Raw genomic sequence first — 13,397 nt, forward strand, 5'->3', positions numbered from 1 at the left:
TGAGGTCTCTCACCGGGTCAACCGGGTAAGGCCCCCGCCCAGACCAGCGGGTTGATAGGCCGGAAGTGGAAGCACCGCAAGGTGTGGAGCTGACCGGTACTAACAGGCCGAGGGCTTGACCACACACCTCCAGCCTGCAGGTTGGTGTCTCGCGTCCACTGTGCGGTTCTGAACGCACCAACCCCCCCGCCATTGCGGGGCCCGGGGTTGTTCCGTTCACAGTGTTACGGCGGCCATGGCGAGAGGGAAACGCCCGGACCCATTCCGAACCCGGAAGCTAAGCCTCTCAGCGCCGATGGTACTGCCCTGGAGACGGGGTGGGAGAGTAGGACGCCGCCGGACAACCATTGACAGAAGGGCCCCCACCACCCGGTGGGGGCCCTTCTGCATGTCCGGAGAACGGCTCGGACAACGGCGCGGAAACGCCGTTCATCGACGGCGGATCTCCTTCGTCGTCGCCCCGACGTTGTCGGCGAGCCAGGCGTTCAGCGCGGTCAGGTCCCGCCAGGACGTCCGCACCCGCTCCAGGGCCTCAGGGCCGTGCAGCCAGTCCGCGTACTCGAACAGCCGGCCGGCGTGCAACGAGCGGTGACGCAACAGGTCGGCACGACCGTCGTCGACCTCGTAGCCCTTGGGGACCCGGGTGAGGCGGTCGCCGTCGATGCTCCAGCCGGCCGCGGCGAGGCGGTCGACCACGGCACGCAGCCGTGGGCCCTGCACGTCGTCGGCCACGGCCCGCCGGTAGCGCTCCACCTGGTCGGACTCCAGCCGCCAGGCACCGCCGGCCACGCGCAGCCCCTCGGCGGAGATCTCCACGTAGCACGCGCCCGCACCGCGCCCCTCCTGGTGGGCGACGGCGCCCTGGTGCGTCTTGTACGGCGTCTTGTCGTTGCTGAAGCGCACGTCCCGGTACGGACGGAACAGCTTCGCCGGACCGAACTCCGGGGCCAGGTCGTCGACCAGTGCCTGCATGGGCGCCCGCACGCAGCTGTCGTAGGCGGCGCGGTGTCGGGTCCAGTACGTCTTCGAGTTGTCGGCCTCGAGCCCCTCGTAGAACACCAGGCCCTCGTCGGGGAAGCCCTGGAACGTCATGCTTCTCCCCCCAGGAGCGCGTGCCAGCGGAGCTCCCGCAGGGGCGTGCCCCCAGCGTCGAGCGTGCGGGCCCAGCCGTCCGGGCCCCAGCCGGCCGAGTCCAGGAAGTCCGCGGTGACCCGGTCCCCCTCGGCCACCCAGGTGGTCAGCCGCGCCGTCCCGTTGCCGGCAGCCAGGTCAGCGACCGCGGCCAGCAACCGGCTGCCGTGACCGCGCCGTCCCCACCGGGGTTCGACCAGCAGGACGGCGAGCTCGGTCGTGGGACCGGCGGGGTCGGGCTGCTCGTCCGCAGCGAGTTCCGGCGGCCCGTAGGCGGCGAAGCCGACGACCCGGTTGCCGTCGAGGGCCACGAGGACGCCGTGTGCGGGCGTGGGCGGGCTGACGATGGCCGCGGACCACGCGGCCTCGGCGTCCGCGGTGTCCCAGGCCTCGAGCACGGAGTCGGGCAGGACGTCGCGGTAGGCCGTGCGCCAGGTCTCGCCCTGCACGCGGGCCACCGCGGCGGCGTCCCCGGCGAGGGCGGGGCGCACGGACACGTCGGCGGTGCCGGTCAGGCGCGGGAAGGCGAAGCCGGGGTCCACGCGGGGCAGCCTAGGTCGGCGGGTGGGGGAGGCGGACCGTCAGCGGTGCACGGCAGGATCGGCGGCGTGCCCGTACCCGTCGCCGACCGGCTCCCTGCCGCCCTCGCCCGGCGCATCGCGCTGGCCGCGCAGGGCTTCGCCGACCCGCGTCCGGCCGGTGTCGTCGACAGCCGGCAGTTGCGGCGGATGACCGACCGGCTCGCCGTCGTCCAGATCGACTCGGTGAACGTGGTCTCCCGCTCGCACTACCTGCCGGCGTTCAGCCGGCTCGGCGCCTACCGGCGGTCCACCCTCGACGACTTCACCGCCCGCCGTCACGAGCTGTTCGAGTTCTGGGCGCACGAGGCGTCCTTCCTGCCCGTCCGGCTGCACCCGTACCTGCGCTGGCGGATGGCCGCCGCCGAGGAGCAGGCGTGGGGGTCGATGGTGCGCATCCAGCGCGAGCGGCCCGGCTACGTGGCCGAGGTGCTCGACCGGGTGCGCGAGGCCGGTCCGATCCGCGCCAGCGAGCTCGGGGAGACCCGCCCCGACCGGCCCGGGTCGATGTGGAACTGGCACGCCGGCAAGGTCGCTCTCGAGTGGCTCTTCTACACCGGCGTCCTCACCGCGCGGGCCCGGACGACGTCGTTCGAGCGGGTCTACGACCTCACCGAGCGGGTCCTGCCCGCCGCCGTCCTGCAGACGCCGACGCCCGAGCCCGCCGACGCCGTCCGCGAGCTGGTCCGCACCGCCGCCCGGGCACTGGGCGTGGCGACCGAGCACGACCTGCGCGACTACTTCCGGCTGCGCCCGGCCCAGGCCCGCCAGGCGATCACCGAGCTGGCCGACGCCGGCGAGCTGCTGCCGGTCGAGGTGGCCGGGTGGGGCGCGCCCGCCTGGATGGACCCGGCCGCCCGCCGGCCGCGGTGGATCCGCGCCCGCGCCCTGCTGTCGCCGTTCGACTCGCTGGTGTGGGAGCGGCCTCGGGTCGAGCGCATCTTCGGCTTCCGGTACCGCCTGGAGATCTACACGCCCGCCGCGCAGCGGGTGCACGGCTACTACGTGCTGCCCTTCCTGCTCGGGGACCGGCTGGTGGCCCGGGTCGACCTCAAGGCCGACCGGCAGGCCGGGGTCCTCCGCGTGCAGGCCGCGCACGCCGAGGACGGCGTCGACCGTGCCGAGGTCGGCGCCGCGCTGGCCGCCGAGCTGCGGCTGATGGCCGGCTGGCTGGAGCTCGACGACGTCGCCGTCGCCGAGCGGGGGGACCTGGCGGCCGACCTTCCCGCGGCGCTGGCCGGTGCCGGCGCCGACGTCGCCTAGGCTGGGCCGCCGTGGGGAGCAGCGGAGCGGTCGACACGCAGTACGAGGACCTCCTGCGACGGATCCTCGAGACGGGGACGCCGAAGTCCGACCGCACGGGCACCGGCACGGTGAGCACCTTCGGCGAGCGGCTGCGCTACGACCTCTCGACGTCGTTCCCGCTGGTCACCACGAAGAAGGTGCACTTCCGCTCGGTCGCCGTCGAGCTGCTGTGGTTCCTCCGCGGCGACGGCAACGTCCGCTGGCTGCAGGAGCACGGCGTCAGCATCTGGGACGAGTGGGCCGACGCGGACGGCGACCTCGGCCCGGTCTACGGCGTGCAGTGGCGCTCGTGGCCGGCGCCGGACGGACGGACGATCGACCAGCTGCAGGGCGTCCTCGACACGCTGCGCACCGACCCCGACTCCCGGCGCATGGTGGTGTCGGCGTGGAACGTCGCCGCGCTGCCGGAGATGGCGCTGGCCCCCTGCCACGCCCTGTTCCAGTTCGCCGTCCACGACGGCCGGCTGTCCTGCCAGCTCTACCAGCGCAGCGCCGACATGTTCCTCGGCGTCCCGTTCAACATCGCCAGCTACGCGCTGCTCACCCGGATGGTCGCCGCCCAGGCAGGCCTGCAGCCGGGTGAGTTCATCTGGGTCGGCGGCGACTGCCACGTCTACAGCAACCACGTCGAGCAGGTCCGCGAGCAGCTCTCCCGCGACGTCCGGCCGTTCCCGGCGCTGGAGATCGCCCCGGCGCCGTCGCTGTTCGACCACCGCTTCGAGGACTTCGCCCTGCACGGCTACGACCCGCACCCGGCCATCCGCGGCGCGGTCGCGGTCTGACGGGGTGCCGGTCCGGCTGATCTGGGCGCAGGCGCACGGCGGCGTCATCGGCGCCGGCGGGCGGCTGCCCTGGCGCCTGCCCGAGGACCTGCGGCTGTTCAAGGAGCTGACCTCCGGGGCGACCGTCGTCATGGGGCGGCGGACGTGGGAGTCGCTGCCCGAGCGCAACCGCCCGCTGCCCGGCCGGCGCAACGTCGTGCTCACCCGCGACCCCGCCTGGACCGCCGACGGCGCGGAGCGCGCCGGCTCGGTGGAGGAGGTGCTCGCCGCGCACCCCGACTGCTGGGTGATCGGCGGCGCCGCGGTGTACGCGGGGTTCCTCCCGTACGCCGAGCGGCTGGTGGTCACCGACGTCGACCTGACCGTCGACGGCGACACCCACGCCCCCGTCCTCGACCCCGGTTGGCGGCCCGTCCTCCGCACGCCGGACGGCGGGTGGGCCGCCTCGGCGACGGGGCTGCGGTACGCCGTCACCGAGTACGGCCGCGCGCCCGTTGCCGGGCCGGGCACGTCTGCGGACGGTCGGTAGATTCGACCGCATGACCACCGACCCCGCCCGGCCCTTCGGGCGCGTGCTGACGGCGATGGTGACCCCGCTCGCCGAGGACGGCTCGATCGACCTCGCGGGGGCCCAGGAGCTGGCCGCGCACCTGGTGGACCGGCAGGCCCACGACGGCCTGGTCGTGCTCGGCACGACCGGTGAGGCGCCGACGCTCAGCGACGGCGAGCAGCACGCGGTCCTGGAGTCGGTCCTCGACGCGGTGGGCGACCGCGCGGTCGTCGTCGCCGGGGTCGGCACGAACGACACCGCGCACACCATCGACAACGCCCGCCGGGCCGAGCGGCTCGGCGCGCACGGCCTCCTGGTCGTGACGCCCTATTACAACAAGCCGCCGCAGGCCGGCCTGCTGCGCCACTTCACCTCGGTCGCCGACTCGACCGACCTGCCGGTGATGCTCTACGACATCCCGCCGCGCTCGGTCGTGCCCATCGAGGTCGAGACGCTGGTCCGCGCCGCCGAGCACCCGCGCATCGTCGCGGTGAAGGACGCCAAGGGCGACTTCGGTGCCCTCGCCTGGACGCTGGCGCGCACCGACCTCGCCTACTACTGCGGCGAGGACATGCTCAACCTGCCGATGCTGGCGCTCGGCGCGGTCGGCGTGGTGAGCGTGGCCGGGCACCTCGTCGGCCCCCGGCTGGCCGAGATGATCGCCGCGGTGGAGTCCGGCGACCTCGCCAAGGCCCGCGAGGTCAACGACAGCCTGCTGCCGGTCTACACCGGCATCTTCCGCACCCAGGGCGTCATCCTGGCGAAGGCGGCGCTGCGCGAGATGGGGCTGCCCTCGGGCCCCGTGCGCCCACCGCTGGTCGACGCCACGCCCGAGCAGATCGCGCAGCTGCGCGCCGACCTCGCCGACGGAGGCATCTCCCTGTGAGTCCTGTGAGCACGACCCCGTGACGGTCAGCACCGCCGGCACCGCCGGCCAGCCGCACCTCGACCTCACGACGCCGCCGCCGCTGCCCGCCGGCGGGCTGCGGGTCATGGCGCTCGGCGGCCTCGGCGAGATCGGCCGCAACATGGCCGTCCTCGAGTTCGAGGGCAAGCTGCTGGTCATCGACTGCGGCGTGCTCTTCCCCGAGGCCGAGCAGCCCGGCGTCGACCTGATCCTCCCGGACTTCGGGATCATCGAGCACCGCCTCGACGACGTCGTCGCCGTCGTCCTCACCCACGGGCACGAGGACCACATCGGCGCGATCCCCTACCTGCTGCGGCTGCGCGGGGACATCCCGCTGGTCGGCTCTCGGTTCACCCTCGCCCTGGTGGCGGCCAAGCTGCGCGAGCACCGGCTGGTCCCGACGCTGGTCGAGGTGGCCGCGGGCGACGACCACCTGGCCGGGCCGTTCCACTGCGAGTTCATCTCGGTGAACCACTCGATCCCCGACGCGCTCGCCGTCGCCGTCCACACGCCCGCCGGCGTGCTGGTGCACACCGGCGACTTCAAGATGGACCAGCTCCCGCTCGACGGCGTCCTCACCGACCTCGGCGCGTTCGCCCGCCTCGGCCTCGAGGGCATCGACCTGCTGCTGGCCGACTCCACCAACGCCGAGGTGCCCGGCTTCGTCGTCCCCGAGCGCAACATCGGCCCGGTGCTCGAGGACGTCTTCCGCCGCGCCACGCAGCGGCTGATCGTCTCCAGCTTCGCCAGCCACGTGCACCGCATCCAGCAGGTGCTCGACGCCGCCGAGACGCACGGCCGCAAGGTCGCCCTCGTCGGCCGCTCGATGGTGCGCAACATGGGCGTCGCGCAGGACCTCGGGCTCCTGCGGGTGGCGCCGGGGTTGATGGTCAAGCTCGACGAGGCGACGGCGATGCCCCCGGAGCAGGTCGTGCTGATCAGCACCGGCTCACAGGGGGAGCCGCTGTCGGCGCTCGGGCGCATGGCCCGCGGCGAGCACCACCAGGTGACCATCGAGGCCGGCGACACGATCGTGCTGGCGTCCTCGCTGGTGCCCGGCAACGAGACCGCCGTCTACAAGGTCATCAACGGGCTGGCGCGACTGGGCGCCACCGTGGTGCACAAGGAGACGGCGATGGTGCACGTCTCCGGGCACGCGCCGGCCGGCGAGCTGCGCACCCTGCTCAACGTGGCCAAGCCCCGCTACCTGATGCCCGTGCACGGCGAGTGGCGCCACCTGCGCGCACACGCCGCGCTGGCCGAGCAGACCGGCATGGCCGCCGACCGGGTGCTGCTCGCCGAGGACGGCGTCGTCGTGGACCTGGTCGACGGCAAGGCCTCGATCACCGGGTCGGTGCCGGTCGGCAACGTCTACGTCGACGGGCTCAACGTCGGCGACGTCGGCGAGGAGTCCCTGCAGGAGCGGCGGATCCTCGGCGACGAGGGCTTCGTGGCGCTCACCGTGGTGATCGAGCCCTCCACCGGCACGATCGTGCGTCCGGTGCACCTGTCCACCCGCGGCTTCTCCGACGACCCCGCCGCCTTCGACGAGGTGCTGCACCTGGTCGAGACGAACCTCAAGCGGGACCTCGCCGACGGTCAGCGGGACGCGCACCGGCTGTCGCAGTCGATCCGCCGGACCGTGGGCAAGTGGGTGTCCGACACCTACCGCCGTCGTCCGATGATCATCCCGACCGTCCTCGAGGTCTGACGGAGGACCACCCTTCCCCCCACGCCTCGCACGCTCGGCGCGGGACCCGGGAGGGCGGCCGTCCCAGTACGTCACCGGGCCGGCGACGGTGCTCCTGAGGTCTCGCCGGCGTCACGGTGCGGTGCGGACGGCGGTGACGACGAGGTTGTCGACGTAGCTGCGGGCGTCGCGGTCGAACGCGCCCGTGCAGGTCACCAGCCGGAGCACGTCGTCAGCGGTGGCCCCGAAGACGGCCGCGGTGGGGAACGCGTCCTTCGGGAACCGTTCCGCGCCGACGACCTCGTACCGCGCCACCGAGCCGTCGGCCACGGTCACCTCGACGAGGTCCCCGGAACCGAGGTCGCGCAGGTCGGAGAACACGGCCGGACCGGCGGTGGAGTCGACGTGACCGAGCAGGACGGTCGGCCCGCGGGCTCCGGGCCGGCCTCCGCCGGTGAACCAGCCGACCCGGTCGAAGTCGGCGGGCACCTCGGCCGTGCCGTCGGCGAGGACGCCCAGCTCGATGAGGTCGTCGGTCACCCCGATGGCGGGCACCGAGACCGCGACCGGCTCGGGCACGGTGGCCGGGTCGACGACGGCCGGTGCGCCCCGCTCGGGGACCGCCGGAGACGGGACCGGGGTGGACGGGACCGCCGCCGCGGGAGGCGGTGGGGGAGCCGCGGACCCGGCCGCGCCCGGAGCGGCGCAGCCGGCGAGCACCGCCGCCGTCGCCGCCAGCATCAGCGCGCGGCCGGGGCGCATCCTCAGCCGCCGGTCGTCGCGCGACGTCGCGCCGCGACCGCGCCGGCGGCGGCCAGCGCACCGAGTCCGGCGACCGAGAGCAGCGCCGTCCCGCCCTCGGCGTCCTGCGCCGTCCCACCGACACCGGTCTCCACGCCGCCGACCGGGATCGCCGTCAGCTGACCGCGCACGGCGCCGGCCGGTGAGGCGGTGGTGTGGGTGTCGGTGGCGAAGGACGACGGGTCGGCCTCGATCTGGGCGAGGGTGAAGCCGGCGCCGGTGTCGGTCCCGTTGGTCACCACGCCGGTGGTGAACGGACCCTGCAGGCAGCCGCTGCTCACCAGCCGGCCCGATCCGTCGTCCTCCGGGTTCGGGAAGGCGAGCCGCGGCGGCCCGGGCTGGCCGGCGGCCGCCTGGTGGACGTGGGTGGCCGTCTTCGCCGGGCTCTGGAAGGGCGGCGTCACACCGGAGAGGCTGATGTCGAAGCAGATGATCTCCAGGTCGGAGTTGATCCGGTACGTGAAGGTCCCCGTGGCGCCCGGCGTGCCGGGGGTGGGGACGCCGTCGGGGTTGATGACCGCATCGGGGGTCGCCATCGCCGTGAAGGCGCTGGTGAAGGTGGCCGGCTCGGCCACCTCGGTCTCCGCGGAGGCACTGCCGGCGCCGACCATGGCGACGGCGCCGGCGATGCCGGTGACGACCGCGGTGCGGGCCAGGGACGTGGGGAATCGGGACACGGGGTGCTCCTCGGTGCGGTGACGGTGGTCACCAGGAGGTACCGCGCGGGTCGGCCGGGCGTTCAGTCCCGGCGGCGCGGCGGCCGGTGCGGAGGACGGGTCGGTGCCCGGCGGGCCTCCTCCGGTGAAGAGTTGCCGGGGTCCTGAACGGGACGGCGGTCACGGCCGTATCTCCTCGTGCGCGGCTCCCGACTGGCGGGTGCCGCTCATCGAGGGGACTTCCATGCGACCCACGACCCTGCGCGCCGGCACCGCGGCCGGCGCCTCGGCCTTGGCCCTGCTCCTGCTCGCCGCGACCCCTGCCGCGGCCCGCGGTCCGGGCGGCTACGGCCCCGGCCCGGGTGGCGGCGGGACCGCCGTGACCACCACCGGGGACTCCGGTGCCGGCTCGCTGCGCGCCGCCGTGCAGGCGGCCAACGCCTCCGGCTCGGGCACCGTCGTCCTGTCCGACCGCGTGTACCGCCTCGCGCTGGCCGGCACCGACGACACCGCGGCCGCCGGGGACCTCGACGTCACCGGCCGCCTGGTGGTCGAGGGCCGGGGCGCCACCATCGACGCGGCGGGTCTGGACCGGGTGTTCGACGTCCGGCCGGGCGGCTCGCTGACCCTGCGGGACGTCACCGTCACCGGCGGCCGGATCGCCGGCGCCCCCGGCACCACCGGCGGGGCCTCGGGCGGCGGCGTCCTCAACGCGGGCACGCTCGTCGTCCAGCACAGCACGATCACCGCCAACACCGCCACGCGCGCCGGCGGGGGCATCGAGGCCCTCGCGGGCTCGACGACGACCGTCATGCGCTCGACGCTGTCGCACAACAGCACCGGCCCCACGCCCGGCAACGGCGGTGGCCTGCACCTGACCGGCACCGGCACGGTGCACGTCGAGCGCAGCACGGTCACCGGCAACACGGCCGCCTCCGAGGGCGGCGGCCTGTGGAACTCCGCCACCGGCACCATGACGGTCAGCCGCAGCACGATCAGCGGCAACACCGCCAGCGGCGCGGCAGCCGACAACGGCGGCGGGGGCCTGTTCAACGACGGCGGCTCGCTCACCGTCGACCGCAGCGAGGTCCGCGGCAACTCCGCGGACGGCGCGGCGGGCTCCGGCGGCGGCTTGTTCAACAACGCGGGCACCCTGACCGTCACCCGCACCGTCGTCGACGGCAACGACGCCCGGCGGGCCGGCGGCGGCATCGAGGCGCTCATGGGGACGACCACGCTCGACCGCACCGCGCTGACCGGCAACACCACCGGCGCGGCCCCGGGCAACGGCGGCGGCCTGCACCTCACCGGTGCCGGCACCGTGCGCATCGACCGCGGCATGGTCACCGGCAACCGCGCGGCCAACGAGGGCGGCGGCCTCTGGAACTCCGAGCCCGGGACCATGACCGTCACCCACACCCGGATCAGCGGCAACACCGCCCCGGTCGGCCCGGACGTGTTCCAGGACGGCGCCGGCACCGGCTTCACCGTCGACGGGCAGCGGGTCCCCGGCGAGGCCTGATCCGCACAGCACAGGGGGGCGCCGGCCACGGGGAGGCGCCCCCCTGTCGTGCGGCCAGGGGTCCCTCCGGGGCGACCACGTCGCCGTCGACGACGGGCAGCGGGTCCCCGGCGAGGACCGATCCGCACAGCACAGGGGGGCGCCGGCCACGGGGAGGCGCCCCCCTGTCGTGCGCTCAGAAGTCCGACCGGACCACCACGTCGCCGTCGTCGTCGACGACCTCGAAACCGACGGCGTCGGCCCGCAGCACCGCGGAGTTGAGGTTGCACCGCAGTTCCGCGTTGCCGATGCCGAGGAACTCCCCGGCCGGCACCTCGCGGCCGTCGTCGTCGGTGACCGCCACCCGGTAGACCTCGCCGTCGGCGAAGCCGGTGCCGGTGAGCCGGACCTCCACGCCCCAGGTGTGCGGGATCAGGTCCGCGCGGGCCTCGACTCCGGGATCCACCGCCTGGACCGACACGGGCTCCAGCGGCGGCGGGTCGGGCACCGGCCGGACCAGCCAGCCGACCGCCGCGCCGGCGGCGGCCACGCCCACCACCGCGGCGGCGGCGAGGACCGGGCGCAGCGCCCGGCGGCGGGGGAGCGGGGTGGCACGGTGCCGGGGCGGGCCGCTGCGCTGTTCCTCCGCGGCGATCCGGGCGAGCACCGCGGCCCCCAGGCCGGGCGGCGGGGTGGGCGTCTCGTCGAGGGCGTCGGGGTCGACCGCGGCCAGCCGCGCGGCCAGCGGGGTCAGCTCGGCCAGCTCGGCGCGGCAGGACGGGCAGCCGTCGAGGTGGGCCTGCAGCCGGTCGTGCTCGGCGGGCTCGAGAGCACCCAGCGCGGCGACCCCGAGCAGCTCACGCAGCTCCCGGTGCTCCCCGTCGGCCCGGCTCACGGCTCCACCCCCATCTCGTCGAGGGCCAGGCGCAGTGCCTTGAGCCCGTAGAACACCCGGCTGCGCAACGTCCCCACCGGGATCCCCAGCTCGGCGGCCACCTCGCCGTGGGGCCGGCCGCGCAGGTGCGTCTGCACGATCGCGGTGCGGTGCTCCTCGCCGATCCGGCGCAGCGCCTCCTCGACCACCCAGGCGTCCACCAGCCGGTCGTCGGCGGCCGCCTCCGGCGGTGTCGCCGGATCGTCGGTCAGGTCGCGCTGCCACGGCCGGACGGCGAACCGGCGCGCCTCGTCGACGACGACGTTGCGCGCGATGGCGAACAGCCAGGTGCGCAGGCTCGCCAACTGGGGGTCGTAGGAGTCGGAGGCGCGCCAGGCCCGCAGGAACACCTCCTGGACGACGTCCTGTGCCGCGCCGCCGTCGCCGAGCTGGCGCAGTGCGAAGCGGTAGAGCTCCGCCCCGTGCGCGGCGTAGGCGGCCCGCACGTCGAGCGGCACCGGCGCCGGTGACCGCCGTGCCATCCGCACCTCCGAGGTCTGCTTCCCGGTTCACCAGGACGTACGGCCGCCGGGCCGCCGCCGTTCACCCTGTCAGCGGACGACCTCGATCGGGGTGATCCCCTCCTCCGCCGGGAGGCCGAAGCCCCACACCTGCGCGTAGAAGGACAGCTCGCCGTCGAGCGCGGCCCGGATGTTCTCCGCGCGCCGGAAGCCGTGCTGCTCGCCCTCGAAGAGCAGGTAGGCGTGGGGCACGCCCTTGTCCCGCAGCGCCGCCACCATGACCTCCGCCTGCTCCGGCGGGACGACGCGGTCCTCGGCGCCCTGGAACACCGCCAGCGGGGTGTCGAGGGCGTCGACGTGGTTGATGGGGGAGCGCTGCGCGTACACGTCGGCACCGGCGGGCCACGGCGCCACCAGCCCGTCGAGGTAGCGGGACTCGAACTTGTGCGTGTCCGCGGCCAGCGCGCCGAGGTCGGCGACCCCGAAGTGGCTCGCGCCGGCGGTGAAGACGCCGGGTCGCAGGGTCAGCGCCGCCAGCGTCGTGTAGCCGCCGGCCGAGCCGCCGCGGATCGCCATGCGCGCGGGGTCCACCCGCCCGGCGTCGGCCAGGTACCGGGCGCAGGCGACGACGTCGTCGAGGTCGACGACGCCCCACCGGCCCTGCAGCGCGTCGCGGTAGCGGCGGCCGTGGCCGGTGGAGCCGCGGTGGTCGACGTGCGCGACGCAGAAGCCGCGGGAGGTGAAGTACTGGATCTCCGGGTTCAGCCCGCGGGCATGGGCCGAGGTCGGGCCGCCGTGCACCATGACGACCAGCGGCGGCAGGTCGCCCTCGGGCGCAGTGGCCTCCGGGTTGGTGGGCGGGTAGACGACGGCGTACGCCTCATCGATCCCGGTGTCGCGCTCCTCGGTCGGAAAGGTCACGTCCTCGGGGACGGAGAACCAGGCCGGGTCCAGCCCGAGGTCCCGTGCCGGGCGGAGCACCTCCGCCTGCCCGGAGAGGTCCGCGCGCAGCACCACCGGCTCGCGCACGGGGCTCCCGGCCGCGCACACCACGCCGTCGCCGGCCGCGGTCAGGTACCCCAGCGCCGTCCAGCCGGGCAGCGGCACGTCCCGCGTCGACCCGTCCGCCTCGAGCGCGACCAGCCGGTCGCCGCCGTCCCCGCCGGCCGCGGCCACCACCCGCCCGCCGGGGAGCAGCGCGAACCGTCGCGCGCCGAAGACCCACTGCGGTCCGGCGATCTCGGTGCCGGTGTCGAGGGCCGGCTCGGCCTCCCGGCCCGGGCGCCACCGCCACAGCGCCCACACGTCGGTGCGGTCGCAGCAGAACCAGAGGGTGCCGTCGGCGTCCCAGGTCGGCTGCACCGCCGACTCACCCGGTCCACCGGCCACCACCGTCTCGGTGCCGTCGGCGGCGCGGACCACCAGCTGCGCGGCGTCCCACGGCATGGCCGGGTGGTCCCACTGCAACCAGGCGAGCTCCCCGGCGGGCCCGGGCCGTGGGTCGGACACGAAGTCCGGGCCGCTCACGAGCACCTCGGCGGTGCCGTCCGGAGCCAGCCGCACGACCTCGTTGACGACGTCGGCCGCGGCACCGGAGGCGGTGTGCGTCTCGCGGACGGCGAGCAGCGACCCGTCGCCGGCCGGGGTCAGGTCGGCGTGGCGGACGCCGGCCGGCAGCTCGGGCTCCGGGGTGACGGCGACCGGGCCGTCGTCGCCGGGGGAGAGCCGGTACAGCCGCTGGTCGTCGAAGTGCGTGAACCACAGCGTGCCGCCGGCGACCGTCCACGCCGCCCCGCCGTACTCGTGCACGCGGGTGCGGGCGTTCCACGGCGGCGGGAGGACGTCGGTGACCGTGCCGTCGGCCGTGCGGCGGACCAGCGCCGACCGGCCGCCCTCGCCGGGCCGCGACTCCGACCACCAGACGTCGTCCCCGTCCACGGCGACCTCACCCAGCCGCGCGGCCGCGCGGACGACGAGCGCCGAGGTGACGGGGGTCGGCCAGCTGCCGTACGGGACGGGGGAGGAGGTCGGCATGCAGCGACCGTAGGCCGGGGACACGACGCCGCGCCTGCCTGGGAGGACGCTGGGTGACGGCTACCGT

13 protein-coding genes and 2 rRNA genes are annotated in these 13,397 nt (G+C 75.2%); 8 read left to right on the top strand and 7 right to left on the bottom strand.

Going from position 1 to position 13,397, the window contains the following annotated elements:
* Both BM414_RS10365 and rrf read left to right on the top strand, forming a co-directional pair.
* Positions 1-123: ribosomal RNA gene (locus BM414_RS10365) — 23S ribosomal RNA — on the top strand; the annotation flags it as partial.
* A gap of 102 nt (positions 124-225) precedes the next feature.
* Positions 226-342: ribosomal RNA gene (gene rrf / locus BM414_RS10370) — 5S ribosomal RNA — on the top strand.
* 87 nt (positions 343-429) lie between these two features.
* On the opposite strand, the gene BM414_RS10375 is transcribed toward rrf, so the two are convergent.
* On the bottom strand, positions 430-1,092 hold the full coding sequence (locus tag BM414_RS10375; RefSeq protein ID WP_093579379.1) for a DUF2461 domain-containing protein: 663 nt from the start codon (positions 1,090-1,092) through the stop codon (positions 430-432).
* On the bottom strand, positions 1,089-1,673 hold the full coding sequence (locus tag BM414_RS10380; RefSeq protein ID WP_217644658.1) for a GNAT family N-acetyltransferase: 585 nt from the start codon (positions 1,671-1,673) through the stop codon (positions 1,089-1,091). Before BM414_RS10380 ends, BM414_RS10375 begins: the two co-directional genes overlap by 4 nt.
* A gap of 66 nt (positions 1,674-1,739) precedes the next feature.
* On the opposite strand from BM414_RS10380, the gene BM414_RS10385 reads away from it, so the two are divergent.
* Genes BM414_RS10385 through BM414_RS10405 form a run of 5 tightly spaced genes read left to right on the top strand, consistent with a single transcriptional unit; the run spans position 1,740 to position 6,964 of the window.
* Positions 1,740-2,972: a winged helix-turn-helix domain-containing protein gene (locus BM414_RS10385; RefSeq protein WP_093579553.1), complete on the top strand. Its 1,233-nt coding sequence runs from the start codon at positions 1,740-1,742 to the stop codon at positions 2,970-2,972.
* An 11-nt stretch (positions 2,973-2,983) separates the two neighbouring features.
* Positions 2,984-3,796, top strand: a complete 813-nt coding sequence (locus BM414_RS10390; RefSeq protein ID WP_093579380.1) for a thymidylate synthase — start codon at positions 2,984-2,986, stop codon at positions 3,794-3,796.
* A 4-nt stretch (positions 3,797-3,800) separates the two neighbouring features.
* A complete protein-coding gene (locus tag BM414_RS10395) occupies positions 3,801-4,325 on the top strand; it encodes a dihydrofolate reductase (protein ID WP_093579381.1) in 525 nt (174 codons plus the stop codon).
* A 10-nt stretch (positions 4,326-4,335) separates the two neighbouring features.
* Complete coding sequence (dapA, locus tag BM414_RS10400) at positions 4,336-5,232, top strand: 4-hydroxy-tetrahydrodipicolinate synthase (protein ID WP_093579382.1); 897 nt, start codon at positions 4,336-4,338, stop codon at positions 5,230-5,232.
* A 19-nt stretch (positions 5,233-5,251) separates the two neighbouring features.
* Positions 5,252-6,964, top strand: a complete 1,713-nt coding sequence (locus BM414_RS10405; protein WP_093579383.1) for a ribonuclease J — start codon at positions 5,252-5,254, stop codon at positions 6,962-6,964.
* 111 nt (positions 6,965-7,075) lie between these two features.
* Here BM414_RS10405 and BM414_RS10410 read toward each other — a convergent pair whose 3' ends face one another.
* Both BM414_RS10410 and BM414_RS10415 read right to left on the bottom strand, forming a co-directional pair.
* On the bottom strand, positions 7,076-7,705 hold the full coding sequence (locus BM414_RS10410; RefSeq protein WP_093579384.1) for a class F sortase: 630 nt from the start codon (positions 7,703-7,705) through the stop codon (positions 7,076-7,078).
* 2 nt (positions 7,706-7,707) lie between these two features.
* Positions 7,708-8,421, bottom strand: a complete 714-nt coding sequence (locus tag BM414_RS10415; protein WP_217644659.1) for a CHRD domain-containing protein — start codon at positions 8,419-8,421, stop codon at positions 7,708-7,710.
* A gap of 223 nt (positions 8,422-8,644) precedes the next feature.
* On the opposite strand from BM414_RS10415, the gene BM414_RS10420 reads away from it, so the two are divergent.
* A complete protein-coding gene (locus BM414_RS10420; RefSeq protein WP_093579385.1) occupies positions 8,645-9,922 on the top strand; it encodes a right-handed parallel beta-helix repeat-containing protein in 1,278 nt (425 codons plus the stop codon).
* A 175-nt stretch (positions 9,923-10,097) separates the two neighbouring features.
* Here the strand turns inward: BM414_RS10420 and BM414_RS10425 are convergent, their stop codons facing one another.
* From BM414_RS10425 to BM414_RS10435, 3 genes are all read right to left on the bottom strand, one after another.
* Positions 10,098-10,796, bottom strand: coding sequence for a zf-HC2 domain-containing protein (locus BM414_RS10425; protein WP_093579386.1), 699 nt, complete (start codon positions 10,794-10,796; stop codon positions 10,098-10,100).
* Positions 10,793-11,317 carry a sigma-70 family RNA polymerase sigma factor gene (locus tag BM414_RS10430; protein WP_093579387.1) on the bottom strand — a complete coding sequence of 175 codons (525 nt, stop codon included), beginning with the start codon at positions 11,315-11,317 and terminating at the stop codon, positions 10,793-10,795. The genes BM414_RS10425 and BM414_RS10430 overlap by 4 nt, the downstream gene beginning before the upstream one ends.
* Before the next feature lie 69 nt (positions 11,318-11,386).
* Entirely contained in the window at positions 11,387-13,330 is a 1,944-nt protein-coding gene (locus BM414_RS10435) for a S9 family peptidase (protein ID WP_093579388.1), read from the bottom strand.
* Positions 13,331-13,397: the final 67 nt, after the last annotated feature.

This window comes from Geodermatophilus amargosae (assembly GCF_900116515.1).
In the GTDB taxonomy this organism is placed as follows: domain Bacteria; phylum Actinomycetota; class Actinomycetes; order Mycobacteriales; family Geodermatophilaceae; genus Geodermatophilus; species Geodermatophilus amargosae.